Origin of the sequence: Streptomyces californicus (assembly GCF_000717645.1) — a bacterium.
GTDB lineage: Bacteria > Actinomycetota > Actinomycetes > Streptomycetales > Streptomycetaceae > Streptomyces > Streptomyces californicus.
The window spans coordinates 565,240-587,191 of the sequence record NZ_JNZZ01000001.1; the positions used below are offsets into that span (position 1 = coordinate 565,240).

Below are 21,952 nucleotides of genomic sequence, written 5' to 3' on the forward strand. Positions count from 1 at the left end.
AAGGTCCAGGTCAGAAGGGGGCCGAGGGGCGGGGAGCCGGTCTGTGGCTCCCCGCCCTCCTCAGCTCAGTCCCGCTCGACGATGTGGCCGTCGCTGAGCTCCAGGACCCGGTCGGCCAGGCCCAGCAGCTGGGGGTCGTGCGTGGCGACGAGCGCGGTGACGTTCTCGCTGCGGACGACGGCGCGGAGCAACTCCATGACGGCGAGGCCGGTCTCGGCGTCGAGCTGTCCGGTGGGCTCGTCGGCGATCAGGAGGGCGGGGCGGTTGGCGAGGGCGCGGGCGATGGCGACGCGCTGCTGCTGTCCGCCGGAGAGCTCGCCGGGGCGCTGTTCCGCGTGGTCGGCGAGGCCGACGAGGGAGAGCAGCAGGGCGACCCGCTCGTCGCGCTCGGCCGGGTCGGCCTTGCGCAGCCGCAGGGGTACGCCGACGTTCTCGGCGGCGCTCAGGATCGGGATGAGGCCGAAGGACTGGAAGATGAAGCCGACGCGGTCCCGGCGCAGCTCCAGCAGGCCCTTCTCGCCGAGGCCCACGATCTCGGTACCGTCGACGGTGATCCGGCCGCTGTCCGGGGCGTCCAGGCCGCCGACGAGGTTGAGCAGGGTGGTCTTGCCGGAGCCGGAGCGGCCCTTGAGCGCGACCAGTTCACCGCGCGGGATGTCGAAGGAGACGCCGCGCAGCGCGTGCACCGCCGCCTCCCCGCTCCCGTACGAGCGGTGCAGGTCCTCCACCCTGACCATGACCGTGCGGGCCGGGTCCTCGGCCAGGGCCGTGCCGGACTGCCCGCTGGTGCTCTCGGTCATGCTGCTCCCCCGTCATGGTGTACGTGGCCTGCGTCGTCGCCCGCCAAGTATGTGCGTGCGCCACGCGGCCGGGCAATGGGGTACGGGCGGCGGTCCGGATACGAAAGGGCCGGTGGGCCGCACCCGGGCGAGGGTGCGGCCCACCGGCCCGCGTGTGCGGGGGGCGTGCCCCTGCGGCAGCGTCTAACGGACCTCGGTGATCTCGGGGCCGCGCTGGAGCTGGCCCATGCCGCCGGAGAACTTCGAGCTCTCCTGGTCCTCCTGCTGGACGCCCTCGGGCACCATCTGGGCGTCGTCGGGGAGCTTGAGGACGATCGGGTCGCGGGGGGCCATCGGGCCCTCGCCGCGCACGACCACGGTGTCCCGGAAGATCGTCTCCAGCAGGCCGGCCGCCTGCGGCTGGACCGCGCCCTGGCCGGAGATCACTCCGCGCAGGAACCAGCGGGGGCCGTCGACGCCGACGAAGCGCACGAGCTGCACCCCGCCCGTGCCGTCCGGGAGCTGTACGGGGACCTGCGCGCGCAGCTCCCAGCCCAGCGGGCCCTCGACCTCGTCGATGACCCCGCCCTGCTGGGTGATGCCCGAGGCGATCTCGTCGCGGACCTCGCCCCAGATGCCCTCCTTCTTGGGGGCGGCGAACGCCTGCAGCTGGATCGCGCTGTCGCGCAGCACCACGGTGGCGGCGACGATCGCGTCCCCGGCCACCTCGACGCGCAGCTCCATGCCCTCGACACCGGGGACGAAGATGCCGCCCAGGTCGACCCGGCCGTCACCGGGCTGGGTGACCTCGGAGCTGTCCCAGGGCCCGTCCGGCCGGGGGGCCGGCGGGAGGTTCATCCGCCGGGCGCCGGTGTCGGCCCCGTCGGATGCGCCCGACTCGTCGGCGACCTGCTCGGTCTCGCGCACCTCGTCCGCCGTGTCCTCGGCGGAACCACTCTTCTTGCGACGTCCGAACACGTCACTGTCCTTCCCGGTCGGATACGACCGAAGCGTAGCTGTTCCCACCGTGGGTGATCCCGCCCTCGGCGCCGTCCACCGACGCATGGCCGCCGGTGGACCCGAAGCCCCCTCCGGCCCGCGCCGAGCCGGGAAGTTCCGCCACCTCGTGGAAGCGCACCTTCTCGACCTGCTGGACAACCAGTTGGGCAATCCGGTCGAACCGCTCGAATCGCACGCTCTCGCGTGGATCGAGGTTGACCACGATCACCTTGATCTCCCCACGGTACCCGGCGTCAACCGTCCCCGGGGCATTCACGAGGGCCACTCCGCAGCGGGCCGCGAGGCCGGAACGGGGGTGCACGAACGCGGCGTACCCGTCGGGAAGCGCGATCGAGACCCCGGTGGGGAGGACGGCACGCTCGCCGGGGGCGAGTTCGGCGGCCTCGGTGGTGACCAGGTCGGCCCCGGCGTCGCCCGGGTGCCCGTACGCCGGAACGGGGACCTCCGGGTCGAGGAGGCGGATCAGTGCGTCGACGGGGGCTCGGGTCACGGGTTCACCTCGAAGGCGCGGGCCCGGCGGACCTGGTCCGGGTCGGACATGGCCGCCTGGATCTCGGCGGGGCGGCCGTTGTCGATGAAGTGGTCGACCTTGACCTCGATGAAGAGGGCGTCGGCGCGGACCGCGACCGGGCCGTCGGGGCCGCCGATCCGGCCGGTGGCGGTGGAGTAGATCTTGCGGCCGTGCACGGCGGTGATCCGGGCGTCGAGGTGCAGCACGGTGTCCACGGGGACGGGGCGCACGAAGTCGGTCTCCAGCCGTCCGGTCACCGCGATCGTGCGCAGCAGCCAGTTCAGCGAGCCGAGGGTCTCGTCGAGAGCGGTGGCGAGCACACCGCCGTGGGCGAGGCCGGGAGCGCCCTGGTGGGCCGGCTGCACGGTGAACTCGGCGGTGACGCTCACGCCTTCACCGGCCCGCGCCATCAGGTGCAGTCCGTGCGGCTGTCCCCCGCCGCAGCCGAAACAGTGTTCGTAGTGCGCTCCGAGGAGCTCGCCGGGGGCGGGCGCGTCGGGATGCCGGACCGGCTCGACGGCGTCGGCCGGAGGTGTCAGAGCTGCTGATGTTCCACTCACAGGCGCAGACCTTACCCGCGCGGCGGTCCGGCGGTCCCGCCGTGCCAAGCTTGGTGCCATGCAGCCTTCCGCTCCGCCCTTCGACGAACGCCTCACCGCGCCCCGCTCCTGGTGGTTCATCGCCTTCGGGGTGGGGATCGCCTGCGCCTTGATGCTGCTGCCGCTGGGCACCCTGCCGATGCTCGCCGGGCTGGTGGGCGGCGGGGCCGCTGCGGCGGTCGTGGTCAGCGGTTACGGCTCCGTCCGGATCCGGGTGGTGGCGGGGTCGCTCATCGCCGGGGACGCCCGGATTCCGCTGTCGGCGCTCGGTGAGCCCGAGGTGCTGGACGCGGCGGAGGCGCACGCCTGGCGCACGCACAGGGCGGACGCGAGGGCGTTCATGCTGTTGCGCGGCTATGTGCGGACGGCGGTGCGGGTGGAGGTCACGGACCCGGAGGACCCGACTCCGTACGTCTATCTGTCCACGCGGGACCCACAGGGGCTGGCGGCGGCGCTGAGCGCGGTTCCGGCCGCCTGAGCGGACGTTCGGGCGGGACCCCGGAGCCCGGGCGCCGCGCGTTCGGCGTCGGGACGGCCCTCAGTGCCCCTCGATCTCCTTGGGCAGCTCGGCCGGGTCGGCGGGCTGCTCCAGCGGGGGCAGGGCGGGCAGCCGGTCCCAGGGGACCTGCTGCTTGCGCAGGTCGCTCCTGATCCGGTCGGCGAGCTTGCGGGTGTCGCGGCGATTCATCGTGGCGCCCACGGCGGCGCCGATCATGAACGGGATCAGGTTCGGCAGATTGCGCGCCATGCGCTTCATGATCTGCTGGCGCAGCTCGCGCTTCATCTGGCCGCCGAGGGCGGCGTTCAGCGTGGTGGGCCGGGTGACGTCGATGCCGCGTTCCTCGGTCCACGACGTCAGGTAGGCGCTGCTGCGCTGCCCGAGATTGCCGGGCGGGCGGAGGCCGTAGACCTCGTGGAGCTCGGCGACGAGCTTCATCTCTATCGCGGCGACGCCGGTCACCTCCGCCGCCAGCTCGGCGAGCATGGCCGGCGGTACGGGCATCATGGCGGCGGCGCCGATGCCTGCGCCGACGGTCGCGGTGCCCCGGCAGGCTCCCGTCACCAGCTTGTCCGCCAGCTCCTCGGGCCCCAGCCCGGGGAACTGCCTGCGCAGGGTGGCGAGGTCGCGCACGGGCACCCGGGGGGCCGTGTCGATGATGCGGTCGGCCAGCTGCGCGGCCAGCGCCTTCGCACTCTCCCCGCTCTTGCGCATCCCCCGTTTCACGGCGTGCAGGCGGCCCCCTGTCGTGGGCTCCGCCCCGTCCTGCCGGTCGTGCTCTGCGGGCCGGTCCGGCAGCGGAGCCGCCCCGGCCACTTCGAGCGAGGCCGAACGGCCTCGCTCGTCGCCGGAACCGCCGGAGTGATCCGGCGGGGTGGCGGACCGCTCGGCAGACGCGTGAACGCCTTCTGCCGGGCCTGTACCGCCCGTACCGTCGTGCTGTTCCTGCTGGCCGTGCCGACGCCAGGGGCGCCGCTTCCGGAACGGTGTATCGCCTGCCACGGCCGACCCGACCTCAGTCGCAGTCGCGGCAGATGGGCTGACCGTTCTTCTCGCGGGCCAGCTGGCTGCGGTGGTGCACCAGGAAGCAGCTCATGCAGGTGAACTCGTCGGCCTGCTTGGGCAGCACCCGGACGGCCAGCTCCTCGTTGGAGAGGTCCGCGCCGGGCAGCTCCAGGCCCTCGGCGGCGTCGAACTCGTCGACGTCGACGGCGGAGGCCGTCTTGTCGCTCCGGCGCGCCTTGAGCTCTTCGAGGCTGTCCTGGTCGACGTCGTCGTCGGTCTTGCGTGGGGTGTCGTAATCCGTTGCCATGTCGCTCTCCCCCTCTTGGGTTCATACGGGTGTCTCAGCGCACGTAACGCGTGAGAGGCCGGACTTGTGCCCGACCTGAGGCGGAGATTTTGCCTCACATCAAGGTCTGTTACTCAATCGACACCCGACCGGCCGCCTCGGCGAGGCTCGGCTTGGGTGGCGATGGGGACCGTACACGGTCCCGTCGGCGCAGTTCACAGGTGCCACCCCGTGTACTTCCCGTGATAATGATCCCTGAAAACCCGGGCGTTTACCGGCTTTCCGGCGGAGTCGTCGTCACGGTGCGTAGATGGCCGAAAAATCGCCCGTGTGATCGATCACACACGGAACACTCGGGGACGGGTCACGAAAATTCCGCCCAAAGCGAACATGAGAATGCGGTGAGAAATCACAGCGCGCCGCTTCTCAGACCGGCAGGGTGACGCGCATCACGAGCCCCCCGCCCTCGCGGGGCTCCGCGATGATACGGCCTCCGTGGGCCCGCGCGACGGATCGCGCGATCGACAGGCCGAGGCCGACGCCCTTGTCGCTGCCCGTACGCTCCGTGCGCAGCCGCCGGAACGGCTCGAAGAGGTTGTCGACCTCGTACGCCGGGACGACCGGACCGCTGTTGGAGACGGTGAGCAGGGCCTGCCCGTGCCGGACCTCCGTGGCGACCTCCACCCAGCCGTCCTCGGGCACGTTGTAGCGCACGGCGTTCTGCACGAGGTTCAGCGCGATCCGCTCCAGCAGGACCCCGTTGCCCTGGACCACGGCCGATCCCCGCTCCCCGCGGATCTCGACGCCCTTCTCCACCGCCTCCGTCCGGGTCTGGTCGATGGCGCGTTCGGCGACCTCCGCCAGATCCACCGGCTTGCGCTCGACGATCTGGTTGTCGCTGCGGGCCAGCAGCAGGAGGCCCTCCACCAGCTGCTCGCTGCGCTCGTTGGTGGCCAGGAGCGTCTTGCCGAGCTGGTGCAGCTCCGGCGGGGCCCCGGGGTCGGAGAGGTGGACCTCCAGCAGCGTGCGGTTGATCGCCAGAGGGGTGCGCAGTTCGTGCGAGGCGTTGCCGACGAACCGCTGCTGCGCGGTGAACGCCCGCTCCAGCCGGTCCAGCATGTCGTCGAAGGTGTCCGCCAGCTCCTTGAGCTCGTCGTCCGGGCCGTCCAGCTCGATCCGCCGGGTGAGGTCCGTACCGGCCACCCGGCGGGCGGTCCGGGTGATCCGCCCGAGCGGGGACAGGACGCGCCCGGCCATGGCGTAGCCGAAGGCGAAGGCGATCACACTGAGGCCGACGAGCGCGAGGAGCGACCGGTTGAGCAAGGTGTCCAGGGCGTGCTGGCGCTGGGCGGCCGTGCACGCCTTGATCGTCTCGTTCACCTGGTCGATGTTGGTCGCCGACGAGAGCTGCGGGCAGGTGTCGCTGGCGATCAGCACGTTGGTGCCGCCGACCTTCAGCTCCAGGCTCCCCGCGTCGTGCAGGGCCTGCGCGGCCAGCATGTAGATGATCGACAGCAGCACGATGCCGGCGATCAGGAACATCCCGCCGTACAGCAGCGTGAGACGTATGCGGATGGTCGGCCGCAGCCAGGGGTACGGCGGCTCGTGCTGCTTGGGCTCCCAGGTGGGCTTCGGAGGCGCCGCGGGGGGCTCCGGGGTGGTGGCCATGGTCCTCAGATCCGGTATCCGGAGCCCGGCACGGTGACGATGACGGGCGGTTCGCCGAGCTTGCGGCGGAGTGTCATCACCGTGACCCGCACCACGTTGGTGAAGGGGTCGGTGTTCTCGTCCCACGCCTTCTCCAGCAGCTGCTCCGCCGAGACGACCGCGCCCTCGCTGCGCATCAGGACCTCCAGCACCGCGAACTCCTTCGGCGCGAGCTGGATCTCCACGTCGTCGCGGAAGACCTCGCGGCGGTTCGGATCGAGCTTGATGCCGGCGCGCTCCAGGACGGGCGGCAGCGCCACCGTCGTACGGCGGCCCAGCGCGCGCACCCGGGCGGTCAGCTCGCTGAAGGCGAAGGGCTTGGGCAGGTAGTCGTCCGCGCCCAGCTCCAGACCCTCGACCCGGTCGCTGACGTCGCCGGAGGCGGTGAGCATGAGCACCCGGGTGGGCATGCCCAGCTCGACGATCCGGCGGCACACGTCGTCGCCGTGCACCAGCGGGAGGTCGCGGTCCAGCACGACGACGTCGTAGTCGTTGACCCCGATGCGCTCCAGGGCCGCGGCTCCGTCGTAGACGACGTCGACGGCCATGGCCTCCCGGCGCAGTCCGGTGGCCACCGCATCGGCGAGCAGCTGCTCGTCCTCGACGACGAGTACGCGCACGGCGCAGTCCTTCCTTCGGTCCTTCGATGGGTACACGGAGCGAGCGGCCCACGCGGGGCCGCTCGGGCGCGGACAGCGATGCCCACTGTGTGATCCCATCCTGCCCGCAACGCGCATAAACCGGCGGTAAGGCGGCGGGCCGACCGGGCCGACCGCCGACGCTCGCCGGGCGTCCCCCCGGAAAACCGGCGGATTTCCGAGGGGAGTTGAGGTTTCTCTGAGGCTCGGCATGGGGATGAGGGGTTCACACCCGCGATCACGCCTGCCATGTGGCATCCCACGGCCCGCTCGTTTTTCCCCGAGTGACGGCGCGATCACCCGCTCCTCCGGCACCCCGGCCGGGGGTACCCCGGGCACACCCCCGTGCCACCGACCCACGATGAGGGGGCGCATCATGGACGCTTTCACCGCAGGCCTGCTGCAGCGCATCAAGACGACCGAGTCCGACCTCACGCGGGCGCGCGAGGAGGGCGACGACTTCCTCGCGGACGTCGAGCAGGGCGAGCTGGACGATCTCCACCGTCTCGCCGCCGAGCACGGCGTGAACATCGGCGCCGCCACCGCCTGAGCCGTATCCCGCGGGGCCCCGGACACCTCGACGGTGTCCGGGGCCCCGCGGCGTGTACGGCGGTCTCAGGGCCCCTACCAGGGCTTTCCCACGGCGCCCGCCGTGCGCCGCGTCAGTCGTGCCAGGCGCCCAGCTCCTCCAGCGCGGCCTGGAGCGGCTCGAAGACGCCGGGGGTGGCGGCCACCGTGAGGTCGCCGTCGGCGGGCAGTCCGGGGCGGCCGCCGGTCAGCGCGCCCGCCTCCCGGGCGATGAGGTCGCCGGCCGCCAGGTCCCACGGGTGCAGCCCGCGCTCGTAGTAGCCGTCGAGACGGCCCGCCGCCACGTCGCAGAGGTCGATGGCGGCCGACCCGCCGCGCCGGATGTCCCGCAGTCGCGGGATCAGCCGCTGGGCGACGTCCGCCTGGTGGGCGCGGACGTGGGCGACGTAGTTGAAGCCGGTCGAGACGAGCGCCTGGTCCAGCGGTGGGGCGGGCCGGCAGCGCAGGGCCTCGCCGTTGGCGAAGGCGCCGCCGCCGAGGACCGCCCGGAAGGTCTCCCGGCGCATCGGGGCCTCCACGACGCCGACGACCCGCTCGCCGTCGCGTTCGGCGGCGATGGAGACCGCCCAGGTCGGCAGCCCGTAGAGGTAGTTCACCGTGCCGTCGAGCGGGTCGATGACCCAGCGGATACCGGTGGTGCCGGGGGCGCCGGCGCCCTCCTCCCCCAGGAAGCCGTCGTCGGGTCGGAAGTCGGAGAGGTAGCCGGTGATCAGCTTCTCGGCGGCGATGTCCATCTCGGTGACCACGTCGATGGGGCTGGACTTGGTCGCGGCCACCCCGAGATCGGCCGGGCGGCCGTCCCGCAGCAGGGCCCCGGCGCGGCGGGCCGCCTCCAGGGCGAGGTCGAGCAGTTCGGAGAGGTCGGGGTCGGTCACGGTGCTCCCAGGTGGTCGGTGCGCGCGGGCCGGCGGTCGTACGGGGCCCGCGCCTCGGGCGTACGGGCTACGCGTACGGGCTGTCCGCGCCCGCCGCGGCCAGCTTCGGAGCCCTGGCGGGGCAGCAGCCGACCGGGCAGAGGTCGTGGGACGGCCCCAGCGACCCCAGCGCGCAGCGCTCCACCGCCCGGCCGCGCTCGCTCCCGGCGCGTTCCAGGAGCAGGTCCCGCACGGCGGCGGCGAAACGCGGGTCGTCGCCGACCGTGGCGGAGCGGCGGACCGGCAGTCCCAGCTCCGCGGCCTTGGCCTTCGCCTCGGTGTCGAGGTCGTACAGGACCTCCATGTGGTCCGAGACGAAGCCGATGGGCGCCATGACGACCGCCGGGACGCCCTCGCCGTGCTGGGTCTCCAGGTGGTCGCAGATGTCGGGCTCCAGCCACGGGATGTGCGGGGCGCCGCTGCGGGACTGGTAGACGAGCTGCCAGGGGTGCTCGGTGCCGGTCCGGGTGCGTACGGCCTCAATGATCAGGCGGGCCACGTCCAGGTGTTCGGCGACGTACGCGCCGCCCTCGCCGTGCGCCTCCGCGGGGCCGGAGGCGTCGGCGGCCGAGGTCGGGATGGAGTGGGTGGTGAACGCGATGTGCGCGCCGGACCGGACGTCCTCGGGCAGGTCGGCGAGCGAGGCGAGGACGCCGTCCACCATGGGCTCCACGAAGCCGGGGTGGTTGAAGTAGTGGCGCAGCTTGTCCACCCGGGGCGGCTCCAGCCCCTCGTCCTCCAGTGCGGCCAGCGACTCGGCGAGGTTCTCGCGATACTGGCGGCAGCCGGAGTACGAGGCGTAGGCGCTGGTGGCGAGGACCGCGATCCGGCGGTGGCCGTCCTCGGTCATCTCGCGCAGCACGTCGGTCAGGTACGGGGCCCAGTTGCGGTTGCCCCAGTAGACCGGCAGGTCCAGGCCGTGGTCGGCGAAGTCCTTGCGCAGCGCGTCCAGCAGGGCGCGGTTCTGGGCGTTGATCGGGCTGACCCCTCCGAAGAGGAAGTAGTGCTGTCCGACCTCCTTGAGGCGTTCCTCGGGGATGCCGCGGCCGCGGGTCACGTTCGCCAGGAACGGGACCACGTCGTCCGGGCCCTCGGGGCCGCCGAAGGAGAGCAGCAGCAGGGCGTCGTAGGGAGCGGGATCGCGCAGATCGGACATGGCATCGATCCTGCCACCCGCCCCGGACGGCGCGGCACCCGACATCCGACGCCCCGTCGGGAAAGCCGGGGCGAGGTGGCAGACCGGGCCTGCGGCGCCGGGGGAAGCGGTGTCCGGCGCGGTCACCCGGCCCGTAAGCTGTATCGGCCAGCTACACGCATGACAGGCACGACCGGAGTACCCCTTGCCCAGCCCCTACCGCGCCATCTTCTCCGCCCCCGGCACCAAGGGGTTCTCCGCCGCGGGGTTCTTCGGCCGGATGCCGTTGTCCATGATGGGCATCGGCGTCGTGACGATGATCTCCCAGCTCACCGGCCGCTACGGGCTGGCCGGGGCGCTGTCGGCGACCCTGGCGATGTCGGCCGCGGTCTGCGGCCCCCAGGTCTCCCGGCTGGTGGACCGTTACGGACAGCGCCGGGTGCTGCGCCCGGTGACGCTGGTCGCGGTGGCGGCGGTCGCGGGGCTGCTGATCTGCGCCCAGCAGGGGATGCCGGAGTGGACGCTGTTCCTCTTCTCGGTGGGCGCGGGCTGCGTGCCGAGCGTGGGGTCGATGGTCCGGTCCCGCTGGGCGGAGATCTACCGGGGCTCCAGCCGGGACCTGCACACCGCCTACGCGTGGGAGTCGATCGTCGACGAAGTGTGCTTCATCTTCGGCCCGATCATCTCCATCGGGCTGTCCACCGCCTGGTTCCCGGAGGCGGGCCCGCTGATCGCGGCCGGCTTCCTCCTGGTCGGCGTCTTCTGGCTGACCGCGCAGCGCGCGACCGAACCGGTGCCGCACCCGAAGTCGCAGCACTCCGGGGGCTCGGCGCTGCGCTCACGGGGGCTCCAGGTGCTGGTGGCCACATTCGTGGCGACGGGCGCGATCTTCGGTGGCGTGGACGTGGTGACGGTGGCCTTCGCCGAGGACCGCGGGCACAAGTCCGCCGCTTCCCTGGTGCTGGCCGTCTACGCGCTCGGTTCGTGCCTCGCCGGGGCCGTGTTCGGGCTGCTGCACCTGAAGGGGAACCCCGCGACCAGGTGGCTGGTGGGTGTCGTCGCGATGGCCGTGAGTATGATCCCCCTCCAATTGGCCGGGAACCTTCCGTTGCTGGCCGTGGCGCTCTTTGTCGCGGGCCTCGCCATCGCACCGACGATGGTCACCACCATGGCCCTCGTCGAAGCGCACGTACCGCGCACCAAGCTGACCGAGGGCATGACCTGGACCAGTACCGGGCTCGCGGTCGGAGTGGCGCTCGGCTCCTCGGCCGCCGGCTGGGTGGTCGACGCCGCCGGGGCGAAGGCGGGGTACGCGGTGCCCGTCGCGGCGGGAGCGCTCGCGGCGGTGGTGGCGTTCCTGGGATATCGGCGGCTGGCCGGACCGGCCACGACGGGAGGGCGCGGGGAAGATGAGCGACACCTACGCACGGACGAGGACGAGCACGTGGCATAACTGGGCGGGCACCGTCACCGCCAGGCCCGCCCGCACCGAGTCCCCCGCGTCCGTGGACGAACTGGCGGACGTGCTGCGCAGAGCGGGCGCGGACGGGCTGAAGGTGAAGCCGGTCGGTTCGGGCCACTCGTTCACGGCGGCGGCCGCCACCGACGGCGTGCTGATACGCCCCGACCTGCTCACCGGGATCCGGGACATCGACCGCGAGGCGATGACCGTGACGGTGGAGGCCGGGACTCCGCTCAAGCGGCTCAACACCGCACTCGCCCGCGAGGGCCTGTCGCTCACGAACATGGGCGACATCATGGAGCAGACCGTCGCCGGGGCCACCTCCACCGGCACGCACGGGACGGGCCGGGACTCGGCGTCGATATCCGCGCAGATCAGGGCGCTGGAGCTGGTGACCGCCGACGGCACCGTGCTGGTCTGCTCCGCCGAGCAGAACCCGGAGATCTTCGCGGCGGCCCGGATCGGGCTCGGCGCCCTCGGGGTGATCACCGCCGTGACCCTCGCCGTGGAACCGATCTTCCTGCTGACGGCGCGTGAGGAGCCGATGAGCTTCGACCGGGTCGCCTCGGACTTCGACGAGCTCGTGGCCGAGAACGAGCACTTCGAGTTCTACTGGTTCCCGCACACGGGCAACTGCAACACCAAGCGGAACAACCGCAGCGCGGGTCCGGCCGCCCCGCCCGGAAAGGTGAGCGCCTGGGTCGACGACGAGCTGCTCTCCAACGGGGTCTTCCGGGTCGCCTGTGCGCTGGGGCGCGCGGTCCCGGCGACGATCCCGTCGATCGCCAGGCTCTCCAGCCGGGCGCTGTCGGCGCGTACGTACACCGACATCCCGTACAAGGTGTTCACCAGCCCGCGCCGGGTGCGGTTCGTGGAGATGGAGTACGCCGTTCCGCGCGAGCACGCGGTGGCGGCGCTGCGGGAGCTCAAGGCGATGGTCGAGCGCTCCCCGCTGAAGATCAGCTTCCCGGTCGAGGTGCGGACCGCTCCGGCCGACGACATGACGCTGTCGACCGCGTCGGGCCGGGACAGCGCCTACATCGCCGTCCATCTGTACCGGGGCACGCCCCACCGCTCGTACTTCACGGCGGTCGAGCGGATCATGACCGCGCAGGCGGGCCGGCCGCACTGGGGCAAGATCCACACGCGGGACGCGGCCTACTTCTCCGAAGTCTACCCGCGCTTCGGGGAGTTCACGGCGCTGCGCGACCGGCTGGACCCGGACCGCATGTTCGGTAACGACTACCTGCGGCGCGTGCTCGGCGACTGACTCCCGCCGCTTCCGCGACGCACTGCGGCCCCGGCCCCCTCCGGCGAGAGGGGGCCGGGGCCGCAGTGCGCGGTGCCGGCGGCCGGCCCGCCGGTCACTCGGCTTCGTCGGCGGGCGGGCCCTCCTGGCCCTGCCCGGGGGCGACGCCGGTGTCGGCCGACGGCGCACCGGTGCCGGTGTCGCCGGGGGCCGAGGGGGTCGGCCTGGCCGGTCCGGGCGTGGCCGGGCCGGTGGAGCCGGAGGGGGCCGGGGTCGGGGTGGGTCCGGTGGTGGGCTTGTCCCGGTCGGCGCCCGTGCCGGGGTCCGTGCTCGTACCGCTGCCGTCGCCGCCGTCCGTGGCGGGCGCCGAACCGGTGGAGGCGGAGGGGGTCGGGCCGTCCTCGTCCGTTCCGCCGTCCCGGCCGGTGTCGCCCGAGGGCGTGGGGTCGGCGGGGCCGGAGTCGCGGTGGTCGCCGCCTCCGCGCACCACCTGGCCGAGGGTGGTGCCCTGGCCGCCGTTGAGGTCGTTGCCCGACAGGACCTCGAAGGCGGTGATCCCGGCCATGGAGAGGGCGAAGACGGCGGCGGCCGCGAGCGCGGGGCGCTTCCAACCGCGCAGCCGCGTGCCGTGGGTCACGCTCTCGCCGAACTCCTCGTCGGCGGCCGGGTCCGCTCCCGGCTGCGGGGCCGGCCCCGTGCCGTCGACCCGCCGGAGCATCCGCGTACGGTCGTCGTCGGCTCCGGAGCCGCTCGCGGGCCCGCCGCCCGGCGGCGGGACGCGGAGCATGCGGGTCCGCGCGTCGCCGAGGTCGAGCAGTTGGGTCCGGTCAGGGTCCCCGGGGGCGACCTGGGTGAGCAGTTGGGTGCTCTCGGCGTCCGGGACCACCTCCGGGACCGCGCCCGGGTCCACCGTGGGCAGCACCGTCGTGGCGTCCTCGGCCGGGGGCTCCGGCTCCGGAGCGGACCGTCGTGCGGCCGCTCTGCGCCCGGAGGGGGTGGTCTCCTTGGTGTGCACGGTCACCTGACGGCCCTCGGGGTGGACGACCTGGACCGTCACCTCGCGGATCTGTTCGCCCGTGCGGCGGAAGAAGTGCTGGAAGACCGAGCCGCCGCAGGTGGCGACGACGCTCATCACGCCCGCCCCGGCGATCGTTCCGTAGACCCCCAGTTGTGAGGCGGCCACCGCTGCCGCGACGGCGGCCACCGCGCTCCCGGCGACCTGCGGGAGACTCAGATCGATGCGCTTTTCCTTCTGTTCCGTCTGCTCCGTGTCGCTTTCCGGCTTCTGAACCATTACCAGCCCCTGCTTGACATCTCTCCCACCATGCACCAGGAAGGGACAAATGAGCGAAGCCGATAGTTCCGTTTCCGGGGATTGTGTGAAGCACGACACGCATCAGGGGCATTTCGCGGAGAACCGGGTACATCAACTCCCGCACCTCGCGAGAACTTCGGCGGCGCGCCGGTCCACCCCGGTGGCCCGAATGGAGTACTGTGACGAGCCCTGGGGCGGACTCCGACGTGGGATTCCGCAGCCACCGGAGGGGGCCGACGGCGGCACCCGCACCGGTGGTTTCAAGGCATCGCACGGATGCCTGCTGCACAAGGTGACCAAATCGGGCACTTTGGGTCGCAACGGACAACCGTGTCATGGCGGCGGACCAGGACGAGCGCCCGACACGCCGGGCAACTTGGCAAGGTTGTGACAGGCTGCACCCGGGCAGGTCACACTCGACTAGCGGAAGCAGCGACGCACGTGACGTCGGCAGGCACCACCCGGGAGGTCCCCATGCCCGAACTGCGTGTCGTGGCCGTCTCCAACGACGGCACACGACTGGTGCTCAAGGCTGCGGACAGCACGGAGTACACGCTTCCGATCGATGAGCGGCTGCGGGCCGCCGTGCGCAACGACCGCGCGCGGCTCGGCCAGATCGAGATCGAGGTGGAGAGCCACCTCCGCCCCCGCGACATCCAGGCCCGGATACGAGCCGGCGCCTCCGCCGAGGAGGTCGCCCAGTTCGCGGGCATCCCCGTCGACCGTGTTCGCCGCTTCGAGGGCCCCGTGCTCGCGGAGCGCGCCTTCATGGCCGAACGGGCCCGGAAGACTCCTGTGCGCCGTCCCGGCGAGAACACCGGCCCCCAGCTCGGCGAGGCGGTGCAGGAGCGTCTCCTGCTGCGCGGCGCCGACAAGGAAACCGTCCTGTGGGACTCCTGGCGCCGCGACGACGGCACCTGGGAGGTCCTGCTCGTCTACCGGGTCGCGGGCGAACCGCACTCGGCGAGCTGGACGTACGACCCGCCCCGGCGGCTGGTCCAGGCCGTGGACGACGAGGCGCGCTCGCTGATCGGCGAGAGCGACGACGCCGCGCCCGAGCCGAGCTTCCCGTTCGTGCCCCGGATCGCGCGGCTGCCGCGCGACCGGCCGCTGGACCGCAGCCTCGACCGGCAGATCGAGCGAGAGCGCCCGCTGGACCGGGCGCTGGAGCGCCAGATCGAGCGGCCCGCCCCGGTCGCCGAGCCCGAGGAGTACGTGAGCAGCGCCTCGGGCGGTGAGCGGGACTCGCTGACCAGCCTGCTGGAGGCGGTCCCGAGCTTCCGCGGCGACATGGTGGTGCCCGAGCAGCCGGAGCCGCCCGCGCTTGAGCCGGCGGAGGAGGCGGAGGCGGACGAGCCGCCGGCCGCCGCCGCTTCGGCCGGGGCGGGGTCCGCGTACGCGGATGTGCTGATGCCCCGGGCGGTGGCCGGCCACCGGGACCGGCTGACCGGGACGACGGACCGGCAGGCCGAGGCCGACGGGGTCCGGCCGGGCCGCAGGGCGGCGGTGCCGAGCTGGGACGAGATCGTCTTCGGCACCCGGCGCAAGAAGCAGGACTGACCGGGAGTGACGACCGGTGGGGGCGGGAACGGTGCGCGGGTGCGCATCGGGCCCGCCCCCTCGGCGTTGCGGGGCGCCTGCGGACTACTGGGGCTCGGGGCCCGTGGCGACCGGCCGGGAGGGGTCGGCGGACCACTCGGACCAGGACCCGGGGTACAGGATGCCGGTGAGCCCCGCGATCTCCAGGGCCAGCACCTGGTGCGCGCCGGAGACCCCGGAGCCGCAGTAGACGCCCACCCCCTCGGCGCCGGCCTTCGCGCCCAGTCCGGCGAACCGCGCGGCGAGCTGTTCGGCCGGGAGATAGCGTCCGTCCGCACCCGTGTTCTCGTCGGTCGGCGCGGAGACCGCACCGGGGATGTGGCCGCCGACCCGGTCGATCGGCTCCACGTCGCCCCGGTAGCGTTCGGCCGCCCGTGCGTCGAGCAGCAGCCCCGACCGGGCGAAGGCGGCCGCGCTGTCCGCGTCCAGGGTGGGAAGCGCCCCGGGCTTCGGCCGGAAATCGCCCTCGGCAGGGTGCGGGACGTCGGTGGACAGGTCACCCGCCCAGGCGGCGAGACCGCCGTCGAGTACGCGTACGTCCCGGTGCCCCGCCCAGCGCAGCAGCCACCAGGCGCGCGCCGCCGCCCAGCCCTGGCCGCCGTCGTACACCACGACGGGGGTGTCCTGGCCGACCCCGGCCCGGCGCATCGCGGCCCCGAACACCTCCGGGTCAGGGAGGGGGTGGCGGCCGCCGCCGCCGGCCGGGGACGCGAGGTCCTGGTCGAGGTCGACGAAGACGGCTCCGGGCAGGTGGCCGGCCTCGTAGTCGGCGCGGCCGTGCGGGCCGCCGAGCCGCCAGCGGACGTCCAGGAGCACGGGAGGCCGCGGACCGGCCGACTCGCTCGCGCATGCGGATGCGGTGATGATGGGCTTCATGGGTGCCATCCTCGCGCAGCGCACCGGGCACCCGTAACCGCAGCGGACAGGGCGGCCGGCGGAAGTCCGGCCGCCCTTCGCCGGGAACCGGTACGACGCGGCGCGGCCGGTGCGCTCCCCGCGCCGGCGGGTGCGAGCATCTGCACGGGGCTCGCGGGCCCCGCCCCGACCCGGGACGGCGCACCCGCCCCCTTCCCCCGCACGGCCACCACAACGGTCCGAGGAGAGAAAGAACGATGACGGAGGCCCCCGCCCGGCGTACACCCGGCACACCCTGCTGGGTCAGTCTGATCGTGCACGGTCTGACCACGACCCAGGAGTTCTACGGCTCCCTCTTCGACTGGGAGTTCCTGCCGGGCCCCGACCAGCTGGGCCCCTACGTCCGCGGCCTGCTGCACGGCGCGGAGGTCGCGGGCATCGGCCAGCTGCCGCCCGACCGGCACCTCCCGATCGCCTGGACCACCTATCTCGCGTCGGACGACGCCGACGCCACGGCGGAGGCCGTGCGCTCCTGCGGCGGGACCGTCGCCGTCGGTCCGCTGGACGCCGGTGACGCCGGCCGGCTCGCCATCGCCTCGGACCCGGGCGGGGCGGTCTTCGGCATCTGGCAGGGCTCGGACCACCTCGGCACGATGACGGCGGGCGTGCCCGGCGCCCCCGTCTGGAACGAGCTGGTGACGCGCGAGACGTCGATGGTGGCGAAGTTTTACCAGACGGTCTTCGGCTACGAGACGGAGGCGGTTCTCTCGGCCGACTTCGACTACCAGACCCTGCAACTGGCCGGCGTCCCGGTGGCGGCACTGCACGGGGTGGGCCATGCGCTGCCGCGCGACCGGGGGCCGCACTGGATGACGTACTTCGAGGTGGCCGACACCGATCTGGCGACGGCCCGGGTGGTCGAGCTGGGCGGACGGGTGCTGCAGCCGCCGCGCGAGGCGTCGAGCGGGCGGCTGGCCACGGTCGCGGACCCGGAAGGCGCCGTGTTCACCCTCGTCAGGCCGTCCGGGAGTGACGCGTTCGGGCGGTGACCCCGGGGCAGTGACCGGAGAGCGGGACGGGGGTCGTCGTCGAGCGGCCCCCGTCCCGCCGCTGTCAGGCCGTCGTGTGCAGCGGCACCGTGAGCTGCTTGAGCCAGGCGCCCCGGGAGAAGTCGCGGGCCTTGATGACGACCGTGCGCGGGCTCACCTCGATCTGGAGGCCCTGGTTGAACGAGCCCTCCACCGCGACCTCGCCGCCCTTGCCGTCGTCCGTCCACCCCGTCTGGACCGCCGAGGTGTTGACGACGGTGAAGCCGTCCAGGTTCCCGGTTCCGGGGACGACCCGGCGGACCGCCCAGTCCGACAGGTTGAGGTCCCAGTGGGTGTGGCCGGAGAAGAGGAACACGTCCTTGTGGCGGCCCAGGATCGACAGCAGCCGGTCGGGCTGGAGGTAGTCGCCCAGGTAGAGCTTGTTGCGGGTGCCCGACACCGTGTTCGGCAGGGGGTGGTGCGTCAGCACCATGACGGGCCTGCGCCGACGCGCCCAGTGGGCGAGCCGGTCCTCCAGCCAGGCGAACTGCGCGTCGCTGATCCACACCTCGTCCCACAGCTTCGCGTCGTGGTAGTGCGCGTAGCGCTCGGTCCCGAGGGTGAGGACGGGAACCCCGCCGAACGACGCCTCCGTGTAGACCTTGTTGCGCCCCGCGAAGTTGTAGAAGCTGCGGAAGAGCGAGTCCTCGGTGGTGCCGTTGGGCCAGGTGCCCTGGGCCAGCGTGTTCGGGTCGCTGTACTTCGGGACGTAGAACTCGTGGTTGCCGATGGCCCACGCGACGTTCCTGGGGTGCCGGTGACGCTGGAGGGTGCGGCGGACCTCCGCGTACTCGAAGTCGTAGCCGCGCGGCGTGATGTCGCCGGCCACGCCGAGCCCGGCGCTGTCGGGGTTGATCCGGTGCAGATCGTCGAGGGCCTTGCCGAAGTCGGCCAGATCGCCCTGGATGTCGCTGATGATGTTGAACCGCACCGTACGGCCGCCACCGTGGTGGCCGCGCCCGTCGTGCGCGGGGGCGGCCTCGGCCGGTGCGGCCGTCAGCGCGGCGCCCGCGGTGAGCGCGCCGCCCGCCAGGAGTGAGGCGCGGCCGGTCGTGGCCATGAACGATCTGCGATCCATCGGTGGTTACTTCCTTCGTGGTGCGCCCCGCGGAGGGGTTCGGAGGAAGGAAGCCTGATCGACTCCGGTGACGTGCGGGGGTGGCCGAGGTGACCGCGGGCTGAACCCCGGGGAGCCCCTCCGCACGGACCGTACGGTTCAGTCCGAGGACACCGGCAGGACGTCCGGCGAGAGTGCGCCGGCCCGGGCGGATCCGCTCGTCATGCGGCGGCGGTGGTGGCGGCGGCACAGCACCTCGTAACCGACCTCGCCCGCCGGCCGGTTGACGTCGCCGACGACGACCTGCGCGCCTTCGACGACCATCTCGCCGTCCACCGTACGGGCGTTGTGCGTGGCGCGCGCGCCGCACCAGCAGAGCGCCTCGACCTGGAGGGCTTCTATCCGGTCGGCCAGCTCCATCAGCCGCTGGGAGCCGGGGAACAGCTTGGTGCGGAAGTCCGTGGTGATGCCGAAGGCGAAGACGTCGAGCCCCAGTTCGTCGACGACCCGCGCCAGTTGGTCGATCTGCGTCGGGGCGAGGAACTGCGCCTCGTCCACGATCACGTAGTCGACCCGTCCGCCCCGGCTGACCCGGCCCACGATGTGCGCGTAGACGTCCATGCTCTCCTCGGCCTCGACGGCGTCCGTCACCAGGCCGAGCCGGGAGGAGAGCTTGCCCTCCCCCGCGCGGTCGTCCCGGGTGAAGATGACGCCCTGGAGTCCGCGCGCCGAGCGGTTGTGACCGATCTGCAGGGCCAGCGTGCTCTTTCCGCAGTCCATGGTTCCGGAGAAGAACACCAGCTCGGGCATGAGAGGTCGAGCACCTTTCGGAGGGGTCGGTCGGGGAACGGGAGGGTTACGAGCGTACTTCGAGGAGGGGGACGAGCTGTTCCACGGGGGTCAGGGAGCCGTGCACCCCGGTCATCGCGGACTCGTGGGGTTCGTTGACGGAGGCCGTGATGATCACGTCGTCGTGGGCGGCGGCGACCACGTCGCCGATCCGGCCGTGGACCCGTTCGTCGATGACGGGCCCGAACCAGCCCGCCCCGATGGCCTCCTCGCGGCTCGCCACCCAGAACTGCTCGCCGAGGACCTCGCGCCAGACGGCCAGTACGTCGGCCTGGGCGCCCGGTACGGCGTAGACGTGGCGGGCACGGCCCTCGCCGCCCAGCAGGGCGACGCCCGCGCCGAGCTCCCAGTCCTCGTCGAAGTCGATCCGGGACTGCTCGTCGAACGGGATGTCGATCATGCCGTGGTCGGCGGTGATGTAGAGCGCCGAGCGCGGCGGAAGCTGCTCGGCGAGGCGCCGGGCGAGCCCGTCGACGTACATCAGCTGGCCCCGCCAGGCGTCGGAGTCCATGCCGAAACGGTGGCCCTTGCCGTCGACCTCGCTGTAGTACGTGTAGACGAGCGAGCGGTCGCCCGCGGCGAGCCGCTGGGCGGCGACGTCCATGCGCTCCTCGCCGGAGAGCCGGCCGAGGAAGGAGCCGCCGCTGAGCGCGACCTTGGTCAGCGGGGTCTGCTCGAACATCGGCGCGGAGACCTGCGCGGTGCGCACCCCGGCGGCGTCCGCGAGCTGGAAGACCGTGGGGTGGGGCTGCCACACCTTCGGCTCGGTCCACGGCTTCCAGCGGAGCTGGTTCATCAGCGCGCCGGTCCCCGGGTCGCGCACGGTGTAACCGGGCAGGCCGTGCTCGCCGGGCGGGAGCCCCGTGCCCACCGAGGCCAGCGAGGTCGCGGTGGTGGAGGGGAAGCCGGCGGTGATCGGCCGGCCGGTGCCGCCGCGCGAGGTCGGGAGCAGGGAGTGCAGGAAGGGCGCCTCGTCCGGATGGGCCTTGATCTGCTCCCAGCCGAGGCCGTCGATCAGGAAGACGCAGTTCCGGTCGGCCGGGGCCAGCTCGGGGATGGCTGCGGTGAAGCCCGGCACCTCCTGCCCGGCGACGAGCGTCGGCAGCAGGTCCGCGAGCGATCCGCTGCCGTACTCCGGTACGGGCGCGGTGCCGAGGGCCAGCGGCTCGGGGTCCTGCCAGGCGGGCTGGGCCATCAGCGGCCGGTCGCCGCGGTGGCGGCCGTGGCCTCGGAGAGCGCCTGGGCGAAGGCGAGGGTCTGGCGCACGGCGTCGGGGCCGTCGCCGGCCTCGCTGACCCGCAGGCTCAGGTCGTCGGCGGTGGAGCTGCCGGTGTAGCCGTGGTCGGCCTCGCAGTTGGAGTCGCCGCAGGCGGCGGGCTCCAGGTCGATCCGGGAGACCGCGCCCCAGCCGATGGTCAGGACGACCTCGCGGGGCAGGGTGCCCGGGACGTACTTCTCCGGGTTCGCCACCACGCGGCTGACCACGACGGAGGAGATCCGCTCCAGCTTGACCGACTCCGTGGACGTGGTGGCGTACGGGGTCGGGGAGCTGGTGTCGGCGGCCTGCTCGTCGGTGTGGCTGACGATGAACCTGTTCTCCGTGAGGACGAGGACCGTGACATGGCGGCGGACCTCGTTGGAGTCGAACGTGGTCTCCTGGTGCACGAGGTACGAGGCGACCGGCTCTCCGCCGACGGCGGCCTCCACCGCCTCGGCCACGAGGGCCGGGTAGTAGCCGCTGCGCTCGATCGCCGCGCGCAGCCCCTGGGTCGTCGTACCGGTCTTCGCCATGTGCACCATCCTACGGCGGGCGGGTGACTGCCGGGGACGCCCCGGCGGCCGGCGGCGGTCGGTGTGACTCAGTAGCTCGGAAGGCGGCGGGGGCCGAGGTCGTTGCGGGCGGGCGGCGGGGCGAGCCGGACGGTCGCGCCGAGAGCGGTCAGTCCCTGCGGGGCGACAACGACCGGTTCGAGCGCGACGGAGACCACCTCGGGGTGGTCGTCGACCAGCCGGGAGAGGCGCAGCAGCAGTTCCTCCAGCGCGGCCGTGTCGACCGGGGCCGCGCCGCGCCAGCCGAACAGCACCGGGGCCGCCCTGATGGACCGGATCAGCTCGGCGGCGTCCCGGTCGGTGACGGGGACCAGCCGGTGCGCGGTGTCGCCGAGCAGTTCGGAGGGCGCGCCCGCGAGTCCGAAGGAGAGGACGGCCCCGGCGGCCGCGTCGATGGAGGCGCGGACCACGGTGTCCACACCGCGCGGGGCCATCGCCTGGACGACAGGGAGCAGTTCGGCGGGCTTGCCGAGGAGGTCGGTGAGGTCTCCGTACGCCCGGCGCAGGGCGTCCTCGTCCGTGAGGTCGAGCCGCACTCCGCCGAGGTCGGCGCGGTGGCGCAGGTGGGGCGCGGTGGTCTTGAGGGCGACCGGGTAGCCGAGCCGGGCCGCGGCGGCGACGGCCGCGTCGGGGTCGGGGGCGGGCAGCGTGGGGCGTACGTCGATGCCGTAGCGGCCGAGGAGCTCGCGGGCCTCGTCGTGGCCGAGCTGCCGGCCGCGCGGATCGGGGGCGGCGGCCAGGTGGGCCTGGATCAGGGCGGCGGCCCCGGCCTCGTCGATGGTTTCGTCGAGGAGTTCGGGGACCTTGCCGGGCACGGCCGCCTGCCGCCGCCACTGGGCGTACTTCACGGCCTCGGCGAGGGCCCGTACGGCGCGTTCGGCGGCGGGGTAGGCCGGGATGCGGCCGGGGCGGGGCCGGTCCTCGGGGGCGGGGGGCGTCGCCTCGGGGGCGGCGGGTGCGGCCGGGG

General features: G+C 73.1%; 23 protein-coding genes. 6 read left to right on the forward strand and 17 right to left on the reverse strand.

The genetic code is table 11. The annotated features are described in order from the left end of the window. Positions 1-65: 65 nt before the first annotated feature. From IF19_RS0102390 to IF19_RS0102405, 4 genes are all read right to left on the reverse strand, one after another. Positions 66-800: an ABC transporter ATP-binding protein gene (locus IF19_RS0102390; protein WP_030114651.1), complete on the reverse strand. Its 735-nt coding sequence runs from the start codon at positions 798-800 to the stop codon at positions 66-68. 183 nt (positions 801-983) lie between these two features. Further along, positions 984-1,757 carry a DUF3710 domain-containing protein gene (locus IF19_RS0102395; RefSeq protein WP_030114650.1) on the reverse strand — a complete coding sequence of 258 codons (774 nt, stop codon included), beginning with the start codon at positions 1,755-1,757 and terminating at the stop codon, positions 984-986. A gap of 1 nt (position 1,758) precedes the next feature. Further along, complete coding sequence (gene dut, locus IF19_RS0102400) at positions 1,759-2,289, reverse strand: dUTP diphosphatase (RefSeq protein ID WP_030114649.1); 531 nt, start codon at positions 2,287-2,289, stop codon at positions 1,759-1,761. Then, entirely contained in the window at positions 2,286-2,870 is a 585-nt protein-coding gene (locus tag IF19_RS0102405) for a PaaI family thioesterase (protein ID WP_030114648.1), read from the reverse strand. Before IF19_RS0102405 ends, dut begins: the two co-directional genes overlap by 4 nt. 58 nt (positions 2,871-2,928) lie before the next feature. Between IF19_RS0102405 and IF19_RS0102410 the strand changes: the two genes are divergently transcribed. After that, positions 2,929-3,387, forward strand: coding sequence for a DUF3093 domain-containing protein (locus tag IF19_RS0102410; RefSeq protein ID WP_030114647.1), 459 nt, complete (start codon positions 2,929-2,931; stop codon positions 3,385-3,387). A 60-nt stretch (positions 3,388-3,447) separates the two neighbouring features. Here IF19_RS0102410 and IF19_RS0102415 read toward each other — a convergent pair whose 3' ends face one another. The 4 genes from IF19_RS0102415 to IF19_RS0102430 all read right to left on the reverse strand — a co-directional run bounded on the left by IF19_RS0102415 (position 3,448) and on the right by IF19_RS0102430 (position 7,026). Continuing rightward, positions 3,448-4,410, reverse strand: coding sequence for a hypothetical protein (locus IF19_RS0102415; protein WP_030114646.1), 963 nt, complete (start codon positions 4,408-4,410; stop codon positions 3,448-3,450). 13 nt (positions 4,411-4,423) lie between these two features. Beyond that, on the reverse strand, positions 4,424-4,720 hold the full coding sequence (locus IF19_RS0102420; protein ID WP_003965732.1) for a DUF4193 domain-containing protein: 297 nt from the start codon (positions 4,718-4,720) through the stop codon (positions 4,424-4,426). 405 nt (positions 4,721-5,125) lie between these two features. Next, positions 5,126-6,367, reverse strand: coding sequence for a sensor histidine kinase (locus tag IF19_RS0102425; RefSeq protein ID WP_030114645.1), 1,242 nt, complete (start codon positions 6,365-6,367; stop codon positions 5,126-5,128). 5 nt (positions 6,368-6,372) lie between these two features. Beyond that, entirely contained in the window at positions 6,373-7,026 is a 654-nt protein-coding gene (locus tag IF19_RS0102430; RefSeq protein WP_030114644.1) for a response regulator transcription factor, read from the reverse strand. Positions 7,027-7,420: 394 nt separating this feature from the next. Between IF19_RS0102430 and IF19_RS1000000137535 the strand changes: the two genes are divergently transcribed. Next, a complete protein-coding gene (locus IF19_RS1000000137535; protein ID WP_167345095.1) occupies positions 7,421-7,594 on the forward strand; it encodes a hypothetical protein in 174 nt (57 codons plus the stop codon). Between the two features lie 112 nt (positions 7,595-7,706). Here IF19_RS1000000137535 and IF19_RS0102440 read toward each other — a convergent pair whose 3' ends face one another. Both IF19_RS0102440 and IF19_RS0102445 read right to left on the reverse strand, forming a co-directional pair. Further along, positions 7,707-8,507 (reverse strand): inositol monophosphatase family protein, encoded by an 801-nt coding sequence (locus IF19_RS0102440; protein WP_030276088.1) that lies wholly within the window; start codon positions 8,505-8,507, stop codon positions 7,707-7,709. Between the two features lie 67 nt (positions 8,508-8,574). After that, positions 8,575-9,702, reverse strand: a complete 1,128-nt coding sequence (locus tag IF19_RS0102445; RefSeq protein ID WP_030114642.1) for a ferrochelatase — start codon at positions 9,700-9,702, stop codon at positions 8,575-8,577. A gap of 184 nt (positions 9,703-9,886) precedes the next feature. Here IF19_RS0102445 and IF19_RS0102450 point away from each other — a divergent pair, with 184 nt between their 5' ends. Both IF19_RS0102450 and IF19_RS0102455 read left to right on the forward strand, forming a co-directional pair. Then, a complete protein-coding gene (locus IF19_RS0102450) occupies positions 9,887-11,134 on the forward strand; it encodes an MFS transporter (protein ID WP_030114641.1) in 1,248 nt (415 codons plus the stop codon). Further along, positions 11,091-12,413: a D-arabinono-1,4-lactone oxidase gene (locus tag IF19_RS0102455; protein ID WP_030276086.1), complete on the forward strand. Its 1,323-nt coding sequence runs from the start codon at positions 11,091-11,093 to the stop codon at positions 12,411-12,413. The genes IF19_RS0102450 and IF19_RS0102455 overlap by 44 nt, the downstream gene beginning before the upstream one ends. Before the next feature lie 94 nt (positions 12,414-12,507). Here IF19_RS0102455 and IF19_RS0102460 read toward each other — a convergent pair whose 3' ends face one another. Then, positions 12,508-13,686 carry a hypothetical protein gene (locus IF19_RS0102460; protein WP_078580408.1) on the reverse strand — a complete coding sequence of 393 codons (1,179 nt, stop codon included), beginning with the start codon at positions 13,684-13,686 and terminating at the stop codon, positions 12,508-12,510. A gap of 495 nt (positions 13,687-14,181) precedes the next feature. Between IF19_RS0102460 and sepH the strand changes: the two genes are divergently transcribed. Continuing rightward, on the forward strand, positions 14,182-15,267 hold the full coding sequence (sepH, locus tag IF19_RS0102465) for a septation protein SepH (protein ID WP_030114638.1): 1,086 nt from the start codon (positions 14,182-14,184) through the stop codon (positions 15,265-15,267). Positions 15,268-15,351: 84 nt separating this feature from the next. Here sepH and IF19_RS0102470 read toward each other — a convergent pair whose 3' ends face one another. After that, the gene (locus IF19_RS0102470; protein WP_030276084.1) at positions 15,352-16,182 is read right to left on the reverse strand and encodes a sulfurtransferase; all 831 of its coding nucleotides are present in this window, start codon (positions 16,180-16,182) and stop codon (positions 15,352-15,354) included. A 236-nt stretch (positions 16,183-16,418) separates the two neighbouring features. Here IF19_RS0102470 and IF19_RS0102475 point away from each other — a divergent pair, with 236 nt between their 5' ends. Next, on the forward strand, positions 16,419-17,210 hold the full coding sequence (locus tag IF19_RS0102475) for a VOC family protein (RefSeq protein ID WP_030114635.1): 792 nt from the start codon (positions 16,419-16,421) through the stop codon (positions 17,208-17,210). A gap of 64 nt (positions 17,211-17,274) precedes the next feature. On the opposite strand, the gene IF19_RS0102480 is transcribed toward IF19_RS0102475, so the two are convergent. From IF19_RS0102480 to IF19_RS0102500, 5 genes are all read right to left on the reverse strand, one after another. Continuing rightward, positions 17,275-18,327 carry a metallophosphoesterase family protein gene (locus IF19_RS0102480; protein ID WP_030276082.1) on the reverse strand — a complete coding sequence of 351 codons (1,053 nt, stop codon included), beginning with the start codon at positions 18,325-18,327 and terminating at the stop codon, positions 17,275-17,277. A gap of 138 nt (positions 18,328-18,465) precedes the next feature. Next, entirely contained in the window at positions 18,466-19,116 is a 651-nt protein-coding gene (locus tag IF19_RS0102485) for a thymidine kinase (RefSeq protein WP_030114633.1), read from the reverse strand. A 46-nt stretch (positions 19,117-19,162) separates the two neighbouring features. Beyond that, the gene (locus IF19_RS0102490) at positions 19,163-20,350 is read right to left on the reverse strand and encodes an alkaline phosphatase family protein (RefSeq protein ID WP_030114632.1); all 1,188 of its coding nucleotides are present in this window, start codon (positions 20,348-20,350) and stop codon (positions 19,163-19,165) included. Beyond that, complete coding sequence (locus tag IF19_RS0102495) at positions 20,350-20,946, reverse strand: DUF5998 family protein (protein ID WP_030114631.1); 597 nt, start codon at positions 20,944-20,946, stop codon at positions 20,350-20,352. The genes IF19_RS0102490 and IF19_RS0102495 overlap by 1 nt, the downstream gene beginning before the upstream one ends. Before the next feature lie 68 nt (positions 20,947-21,014). After that, positions 21,015-21,952 (reverse strand): acetate--CoA ligase family protein (locus IF19_RS0102500; RefSeq protein ID WP_030289841.1); only part of this gene is annotated, 938 nt, incomplete at its 5' end.